General features: G+C 62.9%; 14 protein-coding genes. 6 read left to right on the top strand and 8 right to left on the bottom strand.

The features are described from left to right. Positions 1-11: 11 nt before the first annotated feature. Genes FO044_RS10900 through FO044_RS10890 form a run of 3 tightly spaced genes read right to left on the bottom strand, consistent with a single transcriptional unit; the run spans position 12 to position 3,196 of the window. Positions 12-1,067, bottom strand: a complete 1,056-nt coding sequence (locus FO044_RS10900; RefSeq protein ID WP_132991895.1) for a DNA recombination protein RmuC — start codon at positions 1,065-1,067, stop codon at positions 12-14. 60 nt (positions 1,068-1,127) lie between these two features. After that, entirely contained in the window at positions 1,128-1,646 is a 519-nt protein-coding gene (locus FO044_RS10895; RefSeq protein WP_132991894.1) for a methylated-DNA--[protein]-cysteine S-methyltransferase, read from the bottom strand. Beyond that, entirely contained in the window at positions 1,643-3,196 is a 1,554-nt protein-coding gene (locus FO044_RS10890; protein ID WP_132991893.1) for an AlkA N-terminal domain-containing protein, read from the bottom strand. The genes FO044_RS10895 and FO044_RS10890 overlap by 4 nt, the downstream gene beginning before the upstream one ends. Positions 3,197-3,295: 99 nt before the next feature. Between FO044_RS10890 and FO044_RS10885 the strand changes: the two genes are divergently transcribed. Both FO044_RS10885 and ychF read left to right on the top strand, forming a co-directional pair. Further along, positions 3,296-4,549 carry an AI-2E family transporter gene (locus FO044_RS10885; protein ID WP_186290536.1) on the top strand — a complete coding sequence of 418 codons (1,254 nt, stop codon included), beginning with the start codon at positions 3,296-3,298 and terminating at the stop codon, positions 4,547-4,549. 6 nt (positions 4,550-4,555) lie between these two features. Further along, on the top strand, positions 4,556-5,635 hold the full coding sequence (ychF, locus tag FO044_RS10880) for a redox-regulated ATPase YchF (RefSeq protein ID WP_143965645.1): 1,080 nt from the start codon (positions 4,556-4,558) through the stop codon (positions 5,633-5,635). A gap of 571 nt (positions 5,636-6,206) precedes the next feature. On the opposite strand, the gene FO044_RS15155 is transcribed toward ychF, so the two are convergent. Next, a complete protein-coding gene (locus tag FO044_RS15155) occupies positions 6,207-6,653 on the bottom strand; it encodes a toll/interleukin-1 receptor domain-containing protein (RefSeq protein ID WP_244945751.1) in 447 nt (148 codons plus the stop codon). 776 nt (positions 6,654-7,429) lie between these two features. After that, positions 7,430-8,317 (bottom strand): transposase, encoded by an 888-nt coding sequence (locus FO044_RS15090; protein ID WP_222103200.1) that lies wholly within the window; start codon positions 8,315-8,317, stop codon positions 7,430-7,432. A 120-nt stretch (positions 8,318-8,437) separates the two neighbouring features. Between FO044_RS15090 and FO044_RS10865 the strand changes: the two genes are divergently transcribed. The 4 genes from FO044_RS10865 (at position 8,438) to FO044_RS10850 (ending at position 15,151) form a co-directional block, all read left to right on the top strand. Next, on the top strand, positions 8,438-8,653 hold the full coding sequence (locus FO044_RS10865) for a helix-turn-helix domain-containing protein (RefSeq protein ID WP_143965643.1): 216 nt from the start codon (positions 8,438-8,440) through the stop codon (positions 8,651-8,653). Positions 8,654-8,871: 218 nt separating this feature from the next. Then, positions 8,872-10,809, top strand: a complete 1,938-nt coding sequence (locus tag FO044_RS10860) for a type I restriction-modification system subunit M (protein WP_244945750.1) — start codon at positions 8,872-8,874, stop codon at positions 10,807-10,809. Positions 10,810-10,886: 77 nt separating this feature from the next. After that, entirely contained in the window at positions 10,887-12,215 is a 1,329-nt protein-coding gene (locus tag FO044_RS10855) for a restriction endonuclease subunit S (RefSeq protein WP_186290535.1), read from the top strand. A 2-nt stretch (positions 12,216-12,217) separates the two neighbouring features. Continuing rightward, a complete protein-coding gene (locus FO044_RS10850; protein ID WP_143965640.1) occupies positions 12,218-15,151 on the top strand; it encodes a type I restriction endonuclease subunit R in 2,934 nt (977 codons plus the stop codon). 132 nt (positions 15,152-15,283) lie between these two features. On the opposite strand, the gene FO044_RS10845 is transcribed toward FO044_RS10850, so the two are convergent. The 3 genes from FO044_RS10845 to FO044_RS10835 all read right to left on the bottom strand — a co-directional run bounded on the left by FO044_RS10845 (position 15,284) and on the right by FO044_RS10835 (position 18,553). Continuing rightward, positions 15,284-15,745, bottom strand: a complete 462-nt coding sequence (locus FO044_RS10845; protein WP_143965639.1) for a DUF4411 family protein — start codon at positions 15,743-15,745, stop codon at positions 15,284-15,286. Continuing rightward, positions 15,742-16,875, bottom strand: coding sequence for a helix-turn-helix domain-containing protein (locus FO044_RS10840; protein WP_143965638.1), 1,134 nt, complete (start codon positions 16,873-16,875; stop codon positions 15,742-15,744). The genes FO044_RS10845 and FO044_RS10840 overlap by 4 nt, the downstream gene beginning before the upstream one ends. A gap of 817 nt (positions 16,876-17,692) precedes the next feature. Next, the gene (locus FO044_RS10835; protein ID WP_132991876.1) at positions 17,693-18,553 is read right to left on the bottom strand and encodes an NmrA family NAD(P)-binding protein; all 861 of its coding nucleotides are present in this window, start codon (positions 18,551-18,553) and stop codon (positions 17,693-17,695) included. Between the last annotated feature and the right edge of the window lie 2 nt (positions 18,554-18,555).

Here is an 18,555-nt window from a genome sequence, read left to right as displayed (position 1 = left end):
TTCGCGGAAAACTACTCGATCGGTGATGCGTGTCTCACCGTCGAGTCCACCGGGTGCAAGGGTGGTCGGTCTCCGTTGGCGCGGCCGGTCGACACCGCCATAGCCTCCAGATCGGACAATTTCCGCGCCGTGACTCCGAGCCTCGAATCGATGGCCCCGACCGCGGAGTTGTAGCTCTCTACAGTGCGCCGAAGCGCGTTCCCGACCTTCTCGAGATGCCCCAGCACCTGATCGATCCGCTGATACAACTGCTGACCCAGTGCCTGGATCTGCTGGGCGTCCTCGGCCATCGCATGCTGCCGCCAGCCGAGTGCGACGGTGCGCAGGAGTGCGATGAGCGTGCCCGGGGTGGCAATCACCACATCCCGCGCGAAGGCGTAGTCGAGGAGTTCCGGGTCGTGGCGCATGGCTGCATCCAGGACTCCGTCGCCGGGCAGGAAGAGGACGACGAACTCGGGGGTGTTCGCCTGCGCGGTCCAGTACGCCTTGGCCGACAGCGAGTTCACATGCGCGCGCACCGCTTGGGCATGCCGGGCGACCTTTTCCCTGGCGGCGTCGGGAGTGAGCCCGGGGCCGGTCGAGTCGAGATAGGACTGAAGCGGGACCTTCGCGTCGACGACGATGGTGCGGCCACCGGCGAGGCGGACGATCATGTCGGGCCGGACCACCCGGTCCGGGGTCTGTCCGTGAACCTGCGTCGAGAAGTCGCAGTGCCGGGACATGCCCGACAGCTCGACGACGCGCTCGAGCTGGATCTCGCCCCAGCGGCCGCGGATCTGCGGGGCCTGCAGTGCGCCTGCGAGCCGCGCTGTCTGCTCGTGCAGGCGGTGCGACGTCATCTGCATGCCGCGGACCTGCTCGCTGAGGCCCGCGAACGCATGAACGCGGTGGTGCTCGGACCGGCGCAACTCGTCCGATAGCTGTCCGAGCGTGTCGCGGAGCGGGGCGACGAGGTGATCCGGCGGCGGGCCGGCGTCACGTCTGACCAGCGCACCATGTGCGAACCACCCGAGGAGCGCTCCGACGACGAGACAGATCGGCCCGATGACTGCTGCTGCCGTACTCATGCCGTCATCATGTCTCGAGGCTCTGACAAGATCGGGCCGGGCCGGGCGAACCGAAGTGCGTCACGCGGCGGGTTCGGCGGCCTCTCGTTCGAGAAGTGAACGCTTCACGTCGATGCCGTACCGGAAACCGCCGAGCGTTCCGTCGGTGCGGACCACGCGATGGCACGGCACGAACAGGGCGGCGGCGTTGCGTGCGCAGCACGAGGCTGCACCGCGGATGGCAGCGGGATTGCCCGCCATCTCGGCCAGCTGCGTGTAACTGACCGGCGGTCCGGCGGGCACATCGCGAAGTGCGGCCCACGCTGCGGTCAGGAAAGGGCCGGACGTCTGTCGCACATCGATCCGCGACGGTGCGTCGAGATCACCCGCGTAATACGCGTCGACCGCGCGAATCACCTCCCCGCCGTCTGCGGCGATGAGTCGGTCGGCGCGCAGCGACGGGGCGATCAGTGCGAGCAGGTAGGCGGGGTCATCCGTCCAACCGGACGCGTACACGGTCGCCGATTCGTCGAAGACGGCGGTGAATCGTCCGTCGGGTGTGTCGGTGGCGACCCAGTTGAGAGTTTCGGGTGCGGTCATCTCGGTTCTCCTTGTTCGGTGCGCAGGGCAGGTTCGAGCGGCTTGGCCGGATTACCTCCGTCCGGCTCGATGCGACGACCGAGCCGGTGTCTCAGCAGGTGCATCGCCGCGTACGACCGCCATGGTCGCCAGGACCTGGTGTCGATCGGACGGGCACCGAGTTCGGTCACGGCCCGGTCGAGCACCAGGTCGGCACGCGTGAGTACGTCGGGATCTCCGGTCACCCGCATCACCACCTGGTCGGCGGTCCAGTCGCCGATTCCGTTCAAGCGCGTGAGGTCCGCTCGTAAGTTGGACGCAGGCACCCCCGCATGGAGTTCCATCTGCCCTCCACAGGCTCGCGCGGCCTCGACGATCGAGGTGACCGAGCGTGCCGGGCCGCCGAGGACGCGCCGGCCCTCGGCCGCGATCGCCTCCGCCGTCGGGAAGAGCCGTGCGGGCTGCGGCGCGGCCCGTGCGTCGGCCGGTACGCCACCAGCCCACGGGGCCCGCTCGCCGAGTTCGTCGACCAGCTGCCCGATCCTGGTTCGTGCGGATTTCACGCTGATCTGCTGTCCCATCATCACGCGGACCAGGGTCTCGGTGCCGTCGACGCTGCCGGGGAGGCGGATTCCAGGATGGGCGTCGACGAGCGGGCCGAGGAATGCGTCGCCGCGAAGATGCTCGTCCACGGCTATCGGATCGGCGTCCAGGTCGAGAAGGCGACGGACGCGATTCACGCCGGCGCCGAGGTCTCGCATATCGAGGTGATCGAAGCGGACGGCCGCGTGGTCGGTCTCCAGCGACAACCGCACGCAGGCCGGACCGTGCGGGAGGGCGAGTGCGCGGCTGTAGGTGGTGCCGTCCCAGCTCTCCAATCCGTCGACCGCGTGCGCAGCCAGCCCGTACCGCGTCCACGCGGCGTCGTAGGGTGCGCGGAAAGGCAGGCGCAAAGCGATCCCGTCGCCGATGTGCGCCCGATTCCGGCGTCCGGCCGCCCGGAGTTCACTCGGTGTGGCGGCGTACAGGTCGCGGATCGTGTCATTGAACTGGCGCACACTGGCGAAGCCCGAGGCGAACGCGACGTCGGCTATCGGCATGTCGGTACCGGTCAGCAGGACGCGCGCCGACGTCGCACGATGTGTGCGGGCCAAAGCCTTAGGGCCCGCACCCAGTTCGGCGGTCAGGACCCGGTTCAAGTGCCGTTCGGTGTAGCCGAGTGCGGCCGCCAGTCCGGTGACGCCGTCGCGGTCGACGATGCCGTCGCCGATCAGTCGCATCGCCCGCGCTGCGAGGTCGGCACGCGTGTTCCACAGAGGAGAGCCGGGAGTGGCGTCCGGAAGGCACCGGCGGCATGCGCGGAATCCGCGCGCCGACGCGGCCGCGGGTGTGAGCACGAAGTCCACGTTCTCCGGTTTCGGGGTCCGCGCCGGGCACGAGGGGCGGCAGTAGATTCCGGTCGTGCGAACCGTCACCACGAACTGACCGTCGAAGCGCGAATCGCGCGCGGAGAGCGCACGATAGCAGTGGTCGAAGTCGAGTCGCGAGACTCGGGGAGCGGTGCTGGTCACGTATCAACCGTGCCACCGGCCGACGCGATCGTCTAGCGGAAATCAGACACTGCGGTAAGCCACTCGGAATATGTCGGCACGCTATGTGACGATGTGAACGTGGCAAACCCGACTGAGCCTGAGCGATCCGACGCCGACGCTGCTCTGTCTGCGTCCGCTCCGGCAGCGCAGTCCGACGTCGAGGCGCATGTGACGGACACGCACGTCACCGATGACGGAATCGAGCACCCGACCCGCGGGCGGGTATTCCTTCGCGGACTCCGGTCGACGTCCACGGTCTGCCTGCAGATACTGCTCGTTCTCGCCTTCCTCTACGTGCTGCTGATCATCGGCGCGAAGTTCTGGGTCGTCCTGCTCCCGACGGTTCTCGCAATCGTCATGGCGACCGTCCTGTGGCCGCCCGTTCGCTGGCTGCGGGCGCATCGAGTGCCGCCCGCAGCGGCGACGATCCTGGTGCTCTTGCTGGCGATCGCAGTGGTCGGAGGTGTGATCGGCGCCATCGTCCCCTCGGTGGTCGACCAGGCGCCGCACCTCGCCGATCAGGCGGTCGACGGCGTCCGGCGGGTGCAGGACTGGGTGCAGGGCCCGCCCCTGAACGTCGGCGACGAGCAGATCTCGTCGTTTGTCAACGAGATCACCGGCAAGCTGCAGCAGAGTGCGAGCGCGATCGCGTCCGGCGTGTTCAGCGGTGTCGGCGTCGCGACGTCGGCGCTCATCACGATCTTCACCTCGGCGGTACTGCTGTTCTTCTTCCTGAAGGACGGCCCCCGGTTCGTTCCGTGGCTCGACCGCACGATGGGCACCACGAAGGACGGTTCGCACGTCAGCGTGGTTCTCGTCCGCATGTGGAACACGCTTGGCGGTTTCATCCGAACGCAGGCGATCGTCAGCTTCGTCGATGCCGCGCTGATCGGCACCGGGTTGCTGGTGCTGCAGGTTCCCCTGGCCGGTGTGCTGATCGTCATCACCTTCATGGGCGGGTTCATCCCGATCGTCGGTGCGTTCGTCGCCGGTGCGCTCGCTGTGCTGATCGCGCTGGTGTCCAACGGTGTCACCACTGCGCTCATCGTTCTCGGCATCATCCTGGTGGTGCAGCAGTTGGAGGGCAACGTCCTGCAACCGTGGCTGCAGGCGAAGTCGATGGACCTGCACGCAGTGATCGTGCTGCTCGCCGTGACTCTCGGGGGGTCGCTGTACGGCATCACCGGAGCCTTCCTCGCCGTGCCGGCGGCATCGTGCCTGGCTGTTGCGGTGCGTTACTACCTGGAGCAGGTCGGAAAGGCCGCGGGCGAGCAATTGGAGGCCGAAGACGATGAGGTGGCGCGAGAAGTTGGGCGTCGGCAGATAGACTGACCTCCCGTGAGTCTTACCCTCGGAATCGTCGGCCTGCCCAATGTCGGAAAGTCGACCCTCTTCAATGCTCTGACCCGCAATGATGTGCTTGCGGCGAACTATCCGTTCGCCACCATCGAGCCGAACGTCGGCGTGGTCGAGCTTCCCGATGTCCGCCTGAACCGATTGGCGGAGATCTTCGGTAGCGAGCGCATCCTTCCGGCCACCGTGTCGTTCGTCGACATCGCCGGAATCGTGAAGGGCGCGTCGGAAGGCGAGGGAATGGGTAACCAGTTCCTCGCCAATATCCGTGAGGCCGAGGCCATCTGTCAGGTGGTGCGAGTGTTCGCCGATGACGACGTCGTGCACGTCGACGGCCGCGTCGATCCGCTATCCGACATCGAGGTCATCGAGACCGAGTTGATCCTCGCCGACATGCAGACGGTGGAGAAGGCGATTCCGCGACTGGAGAAGGAATCGCGGAAGAACAAGGATCAGGTCGTGCTGCTCGAGGCCGCGAAGAAGGCACAGGAGATCCTCGATGGAGGCAAGACCCTGTTCTCGGCCAAGGACTCGTTCGATCTGTCGTCGATCCGTGAGCTCCAGCTGCTGACGGCCAAGCCTTTCCTGTACGTGTTCAATGCGGACGAGTCGGTCCTGACCGATGACGCGCGTAAGGCGGAGCTGCGCGAGTCGGTCGCCCCCGCCGACGCAGTGTTCCTCGACGCCAAGGTCGAGAGCGAACTCCTCGAACTGGACGACGACGACGCCAAGGAGCTGCTCGAGTCGATCGGTCAGGACGAGGCCGGACTGAGCCAGCTCGCACGCGCCGGTTTCCACACGCTGGGGCTGCAGACGTACCTGACGGCCGGCCCCAAGGAGTCTCGCGCCTGGACGATCCGCCAGGGCGACACCGCGCCCAAGGCTGCCGGAGTCATCCACACCGACTTCGAGAAGGGCTTCATCAAGGCGGAGATCGTCTCGTTCGCCGACCTCGACACCGCCGGAACCATGGCCGCTGCGAAGGCTGCCGGCAAGGTCCGCATGGAGGGCAAGGACTACGTGATGTCCGACGGTGACGTGGTGGAATTCAGGTTCAATGTCTAAAAAAGCCTCTGACCAGGGGTTTTGTATTCTCAGCCTCTGGCTGGGCTCGATGGACAAGTTCCGGTCGACCAACAACTACTAAGCGTTAGTCGCGTTGACCTGCGCTTTTGACTGACCCCTGCGGAGCTTCCACAGGGGTTGACACTCGTCTCCGCGGTGCGGGAGCGTCGCGGGCAAGCATCCTCGGATGGTCAGTTCTGGGGCGAGTTCGAGTCGTTCGGCGGGCGATTTCTCGGCGCGAGGTCTGACTCAAAAATCAGGCTGACTCAAAACTCGGAACCCGACGGGGATCGATCGTTGCAGGTGCTCGCTTCGCCGGTCGCCTAACCACCGGCATTTCGCCGCTCGAACACGATCAATGCGCTCACCGAGGTCCAGACTTGAAGGCTAAGCCTGAGGTGAATACGAGAATAGGCGACGTCGTCGACCTAGAAGAGCACGACCGCCACTCGGAATTCTGGCAGGGCATGTGAAAGCCCTCGACCTGGAGTACCCGAACGTTGGTATGTGCGGCGACGAGGTGGGCTTCCGCCACGGTTAGGTGTTTGCGGCTTGTGGCCTCGGCGAGCAGTTACACCAGCTGATCCTCGTCGAGCAGGACGGTGTCGGCGAGCTTAGTCGCCACCTCGTCAAGCGATCCGTAGTCCGAAGTCGTTAGGCCAGACCGGGCCGCGAGCAAGGGGCTGACCTTGCGGAGTTCGTCGAAGGTCGTTCCGTGCACGATGGGGATGACGCGATCAGTAGCGAGCAATGCTGACAGCTCCTGCGAGGCGATGCCGTCACTATTGAGGCTTTGGAACAGCGCAGGCGTCACCAGCACGATTCCAGCGCGCGAGCGGGCCAGCCCCTTGTCGATCTTCCGGATCAGTGAGGTGCCAAGGGGCACGTCCATCTCGCTGAACCAGACAGTGACGTCGAGTCCAATCAGTAGGTTGTGTAGATCGAGCGCCGCACCCTTGCGGTCATCCCACGCGTGACAGAGGAACAAGTCACGCTGGCCGGTCGAAGTGTCGGCCACGCTGACAACTTGCTCGCGTACGGGGTTGAGGGTCTGATACTCGCGGACCGAATAGGTGACCGCGGATCGCCGGCTACGACTCGATGAACTCGTGCTTCGGCCGCCGCCGCTTCCGCTGCTACGACGGCTCGATCCGCCCGACGATCGGCTGAAGCTTGGGTACTGCTTCGGCGCAGTAGGGGCGACCGGCTCGGCGACCGGAGGGGGCGTGTAGGTCGGGCGCTCGTAGTACGGATCCCGATACCCGCCGTATCCGCCGTAGCGTCCTCCATGAACGGGACAGTCTGCGCCACCGCCGCGAGTGTGTCCAAGAACCGGAGCAGTGCATTGTGCCATGAGCGCATCGTATCGGCTTCCTCGGACAATGGCCCGAATGAGGCGGCCTCGAGCCGAAGCCGTTCAATCGCCGGGACGCCAATGGAGAGTGAAGCCGCGGCGGCCGTTTCGCCGGAAAGGAACGGCGGGGAAACCCCAGAGGCAGACGCCGCTTCTCGCAGGACGAAGGTCTTGCCGCCCTGGTGGCAGCATGCTCACTCCATCTTCAGTGTGAGCAGGTCCTCGCGCCAGCGCTGACGCTGTCTGTCCGTCGTGGTCGGCGACCGCGTCGAGGATGTCTAGGTGTGAGTGCTGGTCGGCATCGCTGGGAGCGGGCAAGCGGCCTCGGCTGGCCAGTTCTCGGGCGGGTTCGAATCGCTCGACCCGCGATCTCAGGGCAGGTGCGCTGACTCAAGAATCAGTCTGACTCAACAGTCGGTTGCGTCAACACTGCAAAAGGTTCATCGGGGCAGGTCTCGTTCCTCCAGAGTGCGAGTGATTTCGTCCCACTGGGAGCTCGCGATCAGTTGGCGGTGCCGGCGCAAGGCGGTCTGCCATGACCCGAACTCCGCCGGTAGCTCGCGCCACGTGATGCCGGTGCGGGTCTTGTAGAGAGCCGCGTCGACGATCGTGCGGATGTCAATGCGTGGCCGCCCGCGACGAGGGCCTTCTTCTGTATGGACGATGTGCTTGATCCGGCTCCATTGCTCGTCTGTAAGTCGTTGATAGCCAGGCTGAAGGCCGTCGATAGCGCCTCTACTGGCATCATCCTTCGCCTGGTCATCGATTCTCATGGCTTTGACTACGCCGCGGATGACGACGCAGGTGGTGCATCGGACGGTGGGTTCAACGTAGGCAGGGGAAAGCCCGGCCAGGGTCTCGACGTGCTGACAGGTCAGTTCCACACGCCAGATGGCGCTGCGGTCGATGCGCAATGAGGACGGGTGCAGGAGCTGTCGGAACTCATCGCGCTGAGTCGGCGAAAGTGGCGGGAACGGGCAGCAAAGGTGGCAGTGCTCCGCCCTATTGCCCGCGAGACGCCAAACGCCCAAGTTGCACGCCTCATGTTCGGCTCGGAACTCGGCATTGTCGGCGTCGATCAGCGCAATGCTCTCGTCATCGGTTCCCAGGGCTGGCTCACCGAGAAGGGCACGACCACACGCGCGGCATGGCTCGCCCGCTGCATAGGCTTCGTACGGCAACTGGGGGTCGTTGTCTGCCCACTCCTCTCGCTTTGCCTCCTCCGCTTGGGCCCACGATTCCGAGAGCAGTGCCCTGCTGCGTGGTGTGTGCAGGACGCGGGGGAGGGCGTTCGGGCCGTCCTCAGGGATCTGTTGCGAACTGGGCATCGTCACGCCCTCCTTCGAGGTCTGATGCGGCCGCAATGCGAGTCGAGCGAGACCCGCCGAACCGCAACTAGAAGCGATAACTTCCTGGAAGTCATGACTACCAGACCTGAGGCTGGATGTGTGACAGAACCGCTGAAGAAGGTGCTCGGAGCGCAGGTGCGCGATCTGCGCCTTGCGCGTCGGCTATCGCAGGAAGGTCTTGCTGAAGAGCTCGGTGTGTCGACTCGGTACCTCGCCGGGATCGAGCGTGGGGAGCGCAACCTCACGCTGGATTCGGTCGACGCCCTCGCTGAACAGCTCGAGGTCGAGGCTCAGTCCCTGATCATCCGACGGTGACGGTCGGTGCTTGAGCCGCTCTTGCGTGGCGAGCGGGTGGCGTTGCGCGGATCCTGTCTGGGCATACAAGGCCTCGCGCGAGCTGAGAGAATGTCAGTGGTGCCGTCTACCTTCAGTGTTGGGCGGCATTACCAGTGCCAGCTCCGCCGCTCGGCAGGTTGTCTAGTCACAAGTGAAGGATCCCCGTGCCACACAGCTCCATCAACCACTCTCGAATCGTGGCGCTCATCTGGAACATCGCTGACGATGTCCTCCGTGACCTCTATGTCCGAGGCAAGTACCGGGACGTGATCCTTCCCTTCACGGTCCTGCGTCGTCTGGACAGTGTCCTCGGCCCGACGCGCGATGCAGTGATGGCGATGAAGAAGATGCTGGATGAGGCGGGCGTCGCCGACCAGGATGCACCGCTGCGGGATGCGGCCAAGCAGGACTTCTACAACACGTCTGGTTTCTCGCTGCAGGACTTGCGCCACGTGTCGAACTCGACGCGCCTGCGGCAGAACTTCGAGGCCTACTTGGACGGGTTCTCGCCCAACGTGCAGGAGATCATCGACAACTTCGAGTTCCGCAACCAGCTACCCCGACTGACGAAGGCCGACGCTCTCGGTGCGTTGATCGAAAAGTTCCTCGCGCCGGATCTCGATCTCTCCCCGACCGGCATGGACAACCATGGAATGGGCACGGTCTTCGAAGAACTCGTTCGCCGCTTCAACGAGGAGAACAACGAAGAGGCCGGTGAACACTGGACTCCGCGAGATGCCGTGCGCTTGATGACTCGGCTGATGTTCGAACCGATCGCTGACGCGATCCCGTCGGGCACGTACCGCCTCTACGACGGCGCGATGGGCACTGGTGGCATGCTGACTGTTGCCGAGGAGACGCTGCATTACCTTACTGAGTCGTCCGGCAAGAAGGTCTCCACCCATCTGTACGGGCAGGAGATCAACGCCGAGACGTATGCGATCGCGAAGGCCGACCTGATCCTCAAAGGCGATGGCAAGGCTGCAGACAACATCGTCGGTGGCCCGGAGTATTCGACGTTGTCGAATGATGCCTTCGCGGGCCAGGAGTTCGACTTCATGCTCTCGAATCCGCCGTACGGCAAGAGTTGGAAGACCGACCAGGACCGCCTTGGCGGCGCGAAGAAGATCATCGACCCGCGCTTCGTGGTTACTCATGATGGCGACAGCGAGTACTCACTCGTCACGCGCAGCAGCGACGGCCAGCTGATGTTCCTCGCGAACCTGATCTCGAAGATGAAGCAGGAAACCGATCGAGGGTCCCGTATCGCATCGGTTCACAATGGTTCTTCGCTGTTCACCGGCGATGCAGGGCAGGGCGAGAGCAACATCCGTCGGTGGATCATCGAGAACGACTGGCTTGAGGCGATCGTCGCATTGCCGCTCAAGATGTTCTACAACACCGGCATCGCGACCTACGTGTGGGTGCTTTCCAACCGCAAGGAAGAGCGCCGCAAAGGCAAGGTGCAGCTGATCGATGCCGCAGACTGGTCGACACCGCTGCGCAAGAACCTCGGCGAGAAGGGCGTGGAAGTCAGTGCGACCGACGCCGACAAGGTGCTCGAGGCCTTCACGGCATTCGACCAGTACGACGACACTGATCGCTCCAAGGTGTTCGACGGAGTCGACTTCGGCTACAAAAAGATCACCGTCGAGCGACCGCTGCGCATCGTCGGCGTGGATACGAACCGCGTGTATACAGCGAAGGAAATCAAGCAGCTCAAGGAAGATGGAGTACAGGACGAGAGCGCGCCGCCCATCATCAAGAAGGCTCTCCCGTATTCGGCTGTGCCCGACCCGCTGCACGGACGGTACGAGGCGGTCATCGATGGTCGCTCTCGCGTTGTCGAGTACGAGCCCGACGCTGACCTCCGCGACGCCGAGCAGGTGCCACTGACCGAGCCAGCTGGCGAGCACGCGGATGGGATCGAAGCGTTCTTCCGGCGAGAGGTGACGCCCTATGCGCCGGACGCCTGGATCGACGAGTCGAAGACGAAGATCGGCTACGAAATCTCGTTCACGCGCCACTTCTACAAGCCGGCCCCGATGCGCACCCTCGCTGACATCCAGGCCGACATCCGCGCACTCGAAGCAGAAACCGACGACCTGATTGCTGAAATTGTGGGTGAGGACTGATGTTTCGCGCTCTCCCCCCGTATGCGCAGACGACCCAAAATCCCTTCTGGTCTGCCCCAACGCCGAGCCATTGGAGCGTGCAGCCAGGGCTCGCCGTACTTCAAGAGAACCGTCATAAGAATGATGGTCTCATCGAGTCTCAGGTTCTCTCCCTTAGCTATGGAAAAGTTGTCGTAAAGCCAGTTGAGAAGCAGCGCGGATTGGTACCGGACTCCTACGAGGGGTACCAAATTCTCGGCCCCGGTGACATCGTCGTGCGCCCGACGGACCTGCAGAACGACCAGACGAGCATTCGCGTCGGACATGTCAAGGACCGTGGAATCATCACCTCGGCATACATCGGTTTGCGCCCCACTGGGGCCTGGGGCGATTCGTACGCGTATCTGTATCTGACTGTTGTTGACTCATCGAAGCGCATCTATGGCATGGGTAGCGGGTTGCGTCAGCAACTGGGCTGGTCGGACCTTAAGCGGATGCCTTGCCTGGTACCACCGGCGGAGGAGCAGGCGGCGATCGTGAAGTACCTCGCCCACGCGAATACCCGCATCGACAACGCCATCGCTGCCAAGCGTCGCCTGATCAAGTTGCTCCACGAACAGCGTGCGAGGATAACGAATGACCTTGTGACCGGACGGGACAAGCCACTCCAGTCGGTCTCTAGCCTTCCATGGCTGGAGAGTGTTCCCGAAGGATGGGAGTGGCGGCGCTGCCGGACTATTACACGGTTCGTGACATCGGGTTCCCGCGGCTGGGCCGAATATTATGCGGCTCAAGGCCCAATCTTCTTACAAAGTGGAAATCTCGGACGTCAGCTCAATCTGAAACTGTCAAACCTCCAGCGCGTGGACCTGCCCGAGTCGGCAGCTGAGGGCGTCCGTACACGGGTGCAGCCCCGAGACCTTCTCATGTGTATAACCGGAGCGCTGACCGGGAATGTCTCGATGGTCCCTGCTGACTGGACGGCGGAGGCGTACGTAAATCAGCACATCGCGTTAATTAGACCTACCCACGATGCTGTAGATGCTGAATTTTTGGGTTTGGCAATGAAGAGTCTGCCGAGTCAAATTCAGTTGCGCGCAAGCGAGTACGGCGGAACGAAACAAGGGTTGGGATTAGCCGAGGTGAAGAACCTTGAGATTCTCATGCCCCCACTGGCTGAGCAGCGAACCGTGATCGCCCGTGTTGCTGATCATACCGCGCGACTGGATCGAGCGATCGAAAGCAATGGAAACGAGATTTCGCTATTGAGGGAATTCCGTACCCGGCTCGTCGCCGATGTCGTGACGGGCCAGGTCGACGTCCGTGCCATCGCAGCGACGATGCCGGACGCACCCGAGTCGTTCGACAACGCGGTCGCGGCAATCGATGATGATCTTGAGGAAGCACTGAGCGAAGGCGAGGAGTGAGCATGCAGCGACTCAACGAGGAGAGCTTGGAAACGCTCATCGTCACTCAGATGAGCGATGGTGGCTGGACCGAGGGTGCACCCGGCGACTATGTCGCCTCCTACGCGATCGATCTAATGCACCTCGCTCTGTTCATCGAGTTGACTCAGCCCGATCTTGTCGAGCCGCTCGGGCTCGCAACAGAGACACCCGCGCGCCACAAGTTCCTGATGCGGCTCCAAAGTGAGATCACACGGCGGGGCGTTGTGCACGTGCTGCGTAACGGCATCGACCATCTCGGTAAGCATGTTGACCTGTATTATCCGACGCCCGCGCCCAGAAACTCGAAGGCAGCTGAGTTTTTTGCCGCGAATCGATTCGTCATCACACGGCAGGTGCACCACAGCGTCAGCAACACAGGGGACGCCGTGGACCTCGTGGCGTTCGTCAATGGCCTGCCAATCTTTACCTTTGAGTTGAAGAACAACATCACGAACCAGACGGTGGAAGACGCGGTGCAGCAGTACCAGCGTGACCGCGATCGTCGTGAACCGCTATTCGCGTTCGGACGGACGATCGCGCACTTCGCGCTGGATGACCAGCGCGCACGATTCTGCACCGAGCTCAAGGGCACTTCATCGTGGTTCCTTCCGTTCGATCAGGGGTTCAACGACGGAGCGGGTAACCCGCCAAACCCCGATGGGGTCATGACTGACTACCTGTGGCGGCAGGTTCTCGCGCCTCAGAGCCTTGCTGGGATCATCGAGAACTATGCGCAGATCGTGGTCGAGAAGAATCCCAAGACGGGGAAGAAATTTTCGAAGGCGATCTTCCCCCGGTACCACCAGCTCGATGTGGTGCGCGATCTCTTGGCCGATGTCGGCTCGAACGGGCCGGGTCGTCGCTACCTCATCCAACACTCCGCCGGCAGTGGAAAATCGAACTCAATCGCCTGGCTGACCCATCAGCTCACCGAGGCCACACATAACGGCAAGATCGCCTTCGACTCGATCATCGTCGTCACCGACCGCATCATCCTCGACAGCCAGCTCACACAAACCATCAAGTCGTTCCTGCAGGTGGGATCAACCGTGGTGCATGCGGACCGTTCCGGAGATCTTCGCCGTGCGATCACGGCGGGCAAGAAGATCATCGTCACCACGGTGCAGAAGTTCCCGTACATTCTGGATGACATCGGAGCGGACCATCGTGACCGTAGGTTCGCCATCGTTATCGACGAGGCGCACTCGTCCCAGGGGTCGAAGACTTCGGCGGCCGTCTCGAGCGCACTCGGCGGCATCGAGGTCCACGACGAAGACACCGTCGAGGACCGGATCAACCGGATCATCGAGGGCAAGAAGCTGCTGACGAACGCGAGCTACTTCGCTTTCACGGCTACGCCGAAAAACAAGACGCTCGAGATGTTCGGCGAGCCGGTGCCCAACGCCGAAGGAGGCACGAGCTTCCGACCATTCCATTCGTACACGATGAAGCAGGCGATTCAGGAGGGCTTCATCGTCGATGTCCTCTCCAACTACACGCCCGTCGGCAGCTACTACAAGCTGATGAAGACCGTGGAGGACGATCCCGAGTTCGATGCGAAGCGCGCCTCGAAGAAACTTCGCTCCTATGTCGAGGGCAACGAGCACGCCATTGCTCAGAAGACCGACATCATGATCGAACACTTCCTTGCTCAGGTGGTCGCGAAGCGGAAGATCGGTGGCCAAGCGCGGGCAATGGTTGTAACTTCGTCGATCGCACGGTGCATCGAGTACTTCCATGCGATTCGTGACGCGCTCGCAGCCCGCAAGAGCCCGTACAGGGCGGTCGTCGCATTCTCTGGTGAGCACGAGTACAAGGGGCTGAAAGTCACCGAGGCAAGTTTGAATGGCTTCCCGTCCAACGCGATCGCCGAACAGGTGAAGACCGACCCGAGTCGGATCCTCGTCGTCGCGAACAAGTTCCAGACCGGCTACGACGAGCCACTGCTGCACACGATGTACGTGGACAAGGCGTTGTCGGGTGTCCTGGCGGTGCAGACGCTGTCGCGGCTCAATCGGGCACATCCGGCGAAGCACGACACCTTCGTTCTCGACTTCGCCAACGATGCTGAGGAGATCCAGCGCGCGTTCGAACCGTACTACCGCACGACCGTGCTGGCTGAAGAGACGGACGCCAACAAGCTGCATGACCTGGTCAATGACCTCGACGCATTGGGGATCTACACAGCTGAGCAGGTCGAAGAATTTGTTAGCCGGTACCTGGCGGGGGAGAGGCGCGACCAGCTTGACCCGCTGCTGGACACCAGTGTCGCTGAGTACATCGAACTCCCCGACGAAGATGACCAGGTGAAGTTCAAGGGTGATGCCAAAGCCTTCCTTCGCACGTACAACTTCCTCTCCACCGTCCTGCCTTACGGCAGCACTGAGTGGGAGAAGCGATCGATCTTCCTTGACCATCTCGTGCCCAAGCTGCCGGCTCCCAAGGAAGAGGATCTCGCCGCCGGAATCCTCGAGAACATCGACTTGGAGTCGTATCGCGCTGAGAAGCTCAACGCGATGAAGATCGTGCTTGAAGACGCAGACGGCATTCTTGCGCCACCACCGCCCAACGGTGGAGGACACCTTTCGGATCCGGAGCTTGAGAGACTCTCGGCGATCGTCCGAAGCTTCAACGATCACTTTGGCAACATCGAGTGGAACGACGCCGATCGTGTCCAGCGGTTCATCACCGAAGAGATCCCGCGCCTGGTGTCCGAGGACGAGGCCTACAAGAATGCGCAGGCCAACGACGACCCAGTGAACGCCCGCGTCGAGAGCGACCGTGCCCTCAGCCAGGTCATGCTGCGCCTCATCTCAGACGACACTCAGCTCTTCAAGGAGTTCCAGGACAACAGCAGCTTCAAGCAATGGCTCGCTAGTGCGGTGTTCAATGCAACCTACCGGAAGAGTGCTTGAGCGGTTCCGCGTTAAAAGGCAACTCACTCGGTACTGGCGGGCAGCAAACTTAGCCTTTCAAAGCTTGGTTCCGATACTCGGATTACCCCGTTGCTGTCCTGGAGTGGGAGCGACCCCAGGTTTGCATTGCGGCTAGAAAGTCCATCCTTGCGCCTTGACGAATCCGAAAAACTTCATGGTGGGTACCCCGTGTTCCAAAGCAACATTGGGGATCTTCTGGTTCCGGTCCGGGGTGTTGGGACCCTTCAGGGTTTCCTCGGTAACCACTACCCGCTGCTCTTGAAGTCCATGGGCAATGACCCAGGGGTCGGCATCGTTCTGTGTTCCGCTCACCCAGCCGGGGTGGGCCTGAGTGATGGCGGCCACCGTCAACACCTCATCTTGATGCGTTGCGCATAGGAACCCGTGGAGGTTCTTTGCCCAGATGTGGAGGTCGTCGTCGCCTCGCTCCAACTCGCGGTGGACTGCTTCGCAGATACAGGCCTCTCCCTGGCTCACGAGGCCTTCGAGTGAAGCCCATAGGGACGGGAAGATGTCGCGGGGGTAGAGCCGCTCCATGTTGATGAGAATGTTTGAATCGAGGGTGTAGCTCACTGGTTGCTCCCCTCGGTCCGGTAATACTCCTCAAACATCTGTCTGACCATGGGAATCCGTGCGTTCAGGAGGTAACTGGCATCCATCCAGTCAACTCGGGAGTCCTCCACGGCGCGCGCCACGGTGCCGACATATGTGCTACCAAGGTCTCGGTAACGCACGCGCCAGGGGGCGGGCCCGCCGGTCTTTGCCTTCTGGTCCGCTCGACTCTTGGCCCAGACTGCGTCGCTCTCCCGCCAGATGGATTCCAAATCGTCGTCATCAATTACATTCAATGTCCGGAGACGGATGCCTGCGGCCAGGTAGCTGACCTTGAAGCGCGCCGCTACCTTGGATGCTAGGTCGCTGGGCTCTCCATCCAGTGTCTTTACCAACGCAGTGACCTGCTTGTAGGGCATGAGGAAGTTCGCTGCGAATGAATTGGCGATTGCCTCTTCATTCACATCCTCATCCAGATCGCACAGGCCGCTGGTTTTGTTGGCAAGGTGTGCGACCTCGTGGAAGAGGGTGAACACCTTGCCGTTGTTGGAATCGGATCCATTAAGGATGATTACTGGCAAGGAATCGTGCTGAATGGACAGGCCTCGGAATGTGCTGAGAGGCACCTTGGTCGTCTGGAACACGAGGTAGCCATGGTGCTCCAGCAGTCCTCTCCAAAAGTTCAGTACCTGATTCTGGCCATTCTCGGGGGGGACAAACTCTTCGCGGAGACCGAGATAGGCGCGGAGCTCGCTGGCACGCTTGCGGTAAGTGTCCCAAGTGATGGAACCCACTCGGGCCGTCCGCTCCGGCGCTCCCTGGAGGTCTAACACAGTGTCGCGGTGCTGCTCCGCGCGACGCATCTCGCGCGCTAGAAGGGGTGGGAGGGGTTCCGCTCCACGCCCACGAAAGTCGGGGGTCTGTGGAACGTCCGTGGACGCTGGCGGAGGAGCGAAGAAGAAGGCCATTGTCCGGTCCAACTTCTTGGCAATCTTCTCTAGCTGCTTCAGGGTTGGCTGCTCGTCGCCGGACTCAAATGCAAGTGTCCGTTCGAGGGTTGTGCCAGCGGCGCTGGCCACGTCCTGGGCATCCAGGTGCATGACGGAGCGCGCCCAAGTCAGCGTGGCCCCGTTGATGGGTGCGCGTGCCATGGTGATGCTCCTCCCCGAGTGGCGGTCAGCGGCGGCGGGCCGGGTGCGAGTGACCTTGTCCCAATCATATGGTTAGGCACTGACCCTCAAGAGCTATCGGTCCGTTACCCCCGCCGTGTCAGCGCCAGCGTCGCTGATGACTCTCGTTGCGGAGCATGGGTGGGCGCTACTGCTCCGGCAGTCCCGGCGGTGCGGCGTGGGATCATGGACCCATGTCTACTGATGACACCGAGCGCGCGCCGAAGGTCATCCACTGTAAGCACTGGTCTGAGGGGCTTGGTCGCTTCGGCGGCTGGCACCACCACGAGGGTCCTCACGCGTGCGACTGGGCGAACCACGATGGCGAGTGTCCGTACTGGGTCAGCGTTGGCGGTAGGCCAAACCTCTAATCTCGGCTTTGGAGGTATAGGGAGTCTTGTAGGCGCGCCAACCTGTCGACTAGCGCGTCTGCTGGTCCTCCTCGCGACTCTTGCGACCCTGGCTGCTAGGCCTGCCTTCAGGCGCTCCAAGTGGCGCAGGTTGCCCTCCGCGCGGTGCCTTCTCGCACTAAAACCCCAGTTCAGGCGGTACTCTGCCGACTTGGAACAGCCTTAGCTCCTAAGGTTCCGCAATCACTGTAACTCGGTGGATTTCCGGTTCAACGTCTAGAAACCCCGTACTACACGGGTGGGGCTAGTTACGCGGCACCGAGCTCGATCATGAGCACGCCGATGATGATGAGGCCAGGTGCAAACTCGCACTGACCTGTTATCTCGGCGGGCTGCAGACGGAGGTCGAGTACGCGATGTCCTAGTGGGTCGGCACGTGATCGTCGCCCTCACGATGCTCGGAAAGAATCAGCGTGCTCGTTGGCGAATGCACTGAACTGTCGCGCTGGACGACCGAGCAAGTCGGGCACTGCCGGGGAGACCTCGGCGGCTTCACCGCGGGCGTAGTGGGCGTAGTCCTCGAGGACGCCGGCGACCTGCCAGGAGGGGAGGACTCCCGTGAGGAGTTCCTCGAACCGACGGGGATCGACGTCGTCGAACGAGATCGTCTGCCCCGTCGCCGTTCCGAGTCGATCGGCCAGTTCCGCATGCGTGAGCGCTTCCGGGCCGGTGAGCGTCTGGACGCCCATCGGATGCGCAGCGACGACGGCGCGCGCCGCGACATCGCCGATGTCCCGGGCGTCGATGATGCTCACCGGTGCGGACCCGATGGGCGCAGGCAGTGTTCCGGTGTGCCGCACGGTGCCCGCCACGGCGAGAAGCCCTTGCATGAAGAGGTTCGGGCGCAGTGCGGTCAGGCCGATGCCCGCACGTGAGGCGTGGTCCTCGACCACACCGTGGTAACGCAGGAAGCGCACCGGTGAACCGGCATCCGCGCCGAGCTGCGACAGTAGGACGAGGTGCTCAACGCCCGCATGCATCGCCTGGTCGATGAAGAGAGTCTGCTGCCTCTCGGCCGCCTCGGATGATGGCGTGACGAGGTACGCGGCCCGGACGCCGACGAGGGCGTCGCGGACGCTGGCGGCGTCATCGAGATCGCCCCGGACTGGTGTTGCGAGGGGGCTCGTCACGCGCTGTGGAGTTCGTGACATCGCACGGAATCGAGTCCCGGCCGCGGTCAGGCTATCGCCGACTGCCCGTCCCGTGGTGCCGGTTGCTCCGACGACGAGAATGTCCGGTTGGTGTGTCATCT

It is taken from the genome of Gordonia zhaorongruii (assembly GCF_007559005.1).
GTDB classification, from domain to species: Bacteria; Actinomycetota; Actinomycetes; order Mycobacteriales; family Mycobacteriaceae; genus Gordonia; species Gordonia zhaorongruii.
The sequence above is the reverse complement of the archived record's forward strand: the minus strand, read 5'-3'. Positions and strand labels throughout refer to the sequence as shown.

What these genes read in the sequence shown, in the direction of transcription:
- FO044_RS10900 (WP_132991895.1), bottom strand. Translation starts at nt 1,067, where the DNA reads ATGAGTACGGCAGCAGCAGTCATCGGGCCGATCTGTCTCGTCGTCGGA.
- FO044_RS10895 (WP_132991894.1), bottom strand. Translation starts at nt 1,646, where the DNA reads ATGACCGCACCCGAAACTCTCAACTGGGTCGCCACCGACACACCCGAC.
- FO044_RS15090 (WP_222103200.1), bottom strand. Translation starts at nt 8,317, where the DNA reads ATGCCCAGTTCGCAACAGATCCCTGAGGACGGCCCGAACGCCCTCCCC.
- FO044_RS10850 (WP_143965640.1), top strand. Translation starts at nt 12,218, where the DNA reads ATGCAGCGACTCAACGAGGAGAGCTTGGAAACGCTCATCGTCACTCAG.
- FO044_RS10840 (WP_143965638.1), bottom strand. Translation starts at nt 16,875, where the DNA reads ATGGCACGCGCACCCATCAACGGGGCCACGCTGACTTGGGCGCGCTCC.
- FO044_RS10835 (WP_132991876.1), bottom strand. Translation starts at nt 18,553, where the DNA reads ATGACACACCAACCGGACATTCTCGTCGTCGGAGCAACCGGCACCACG.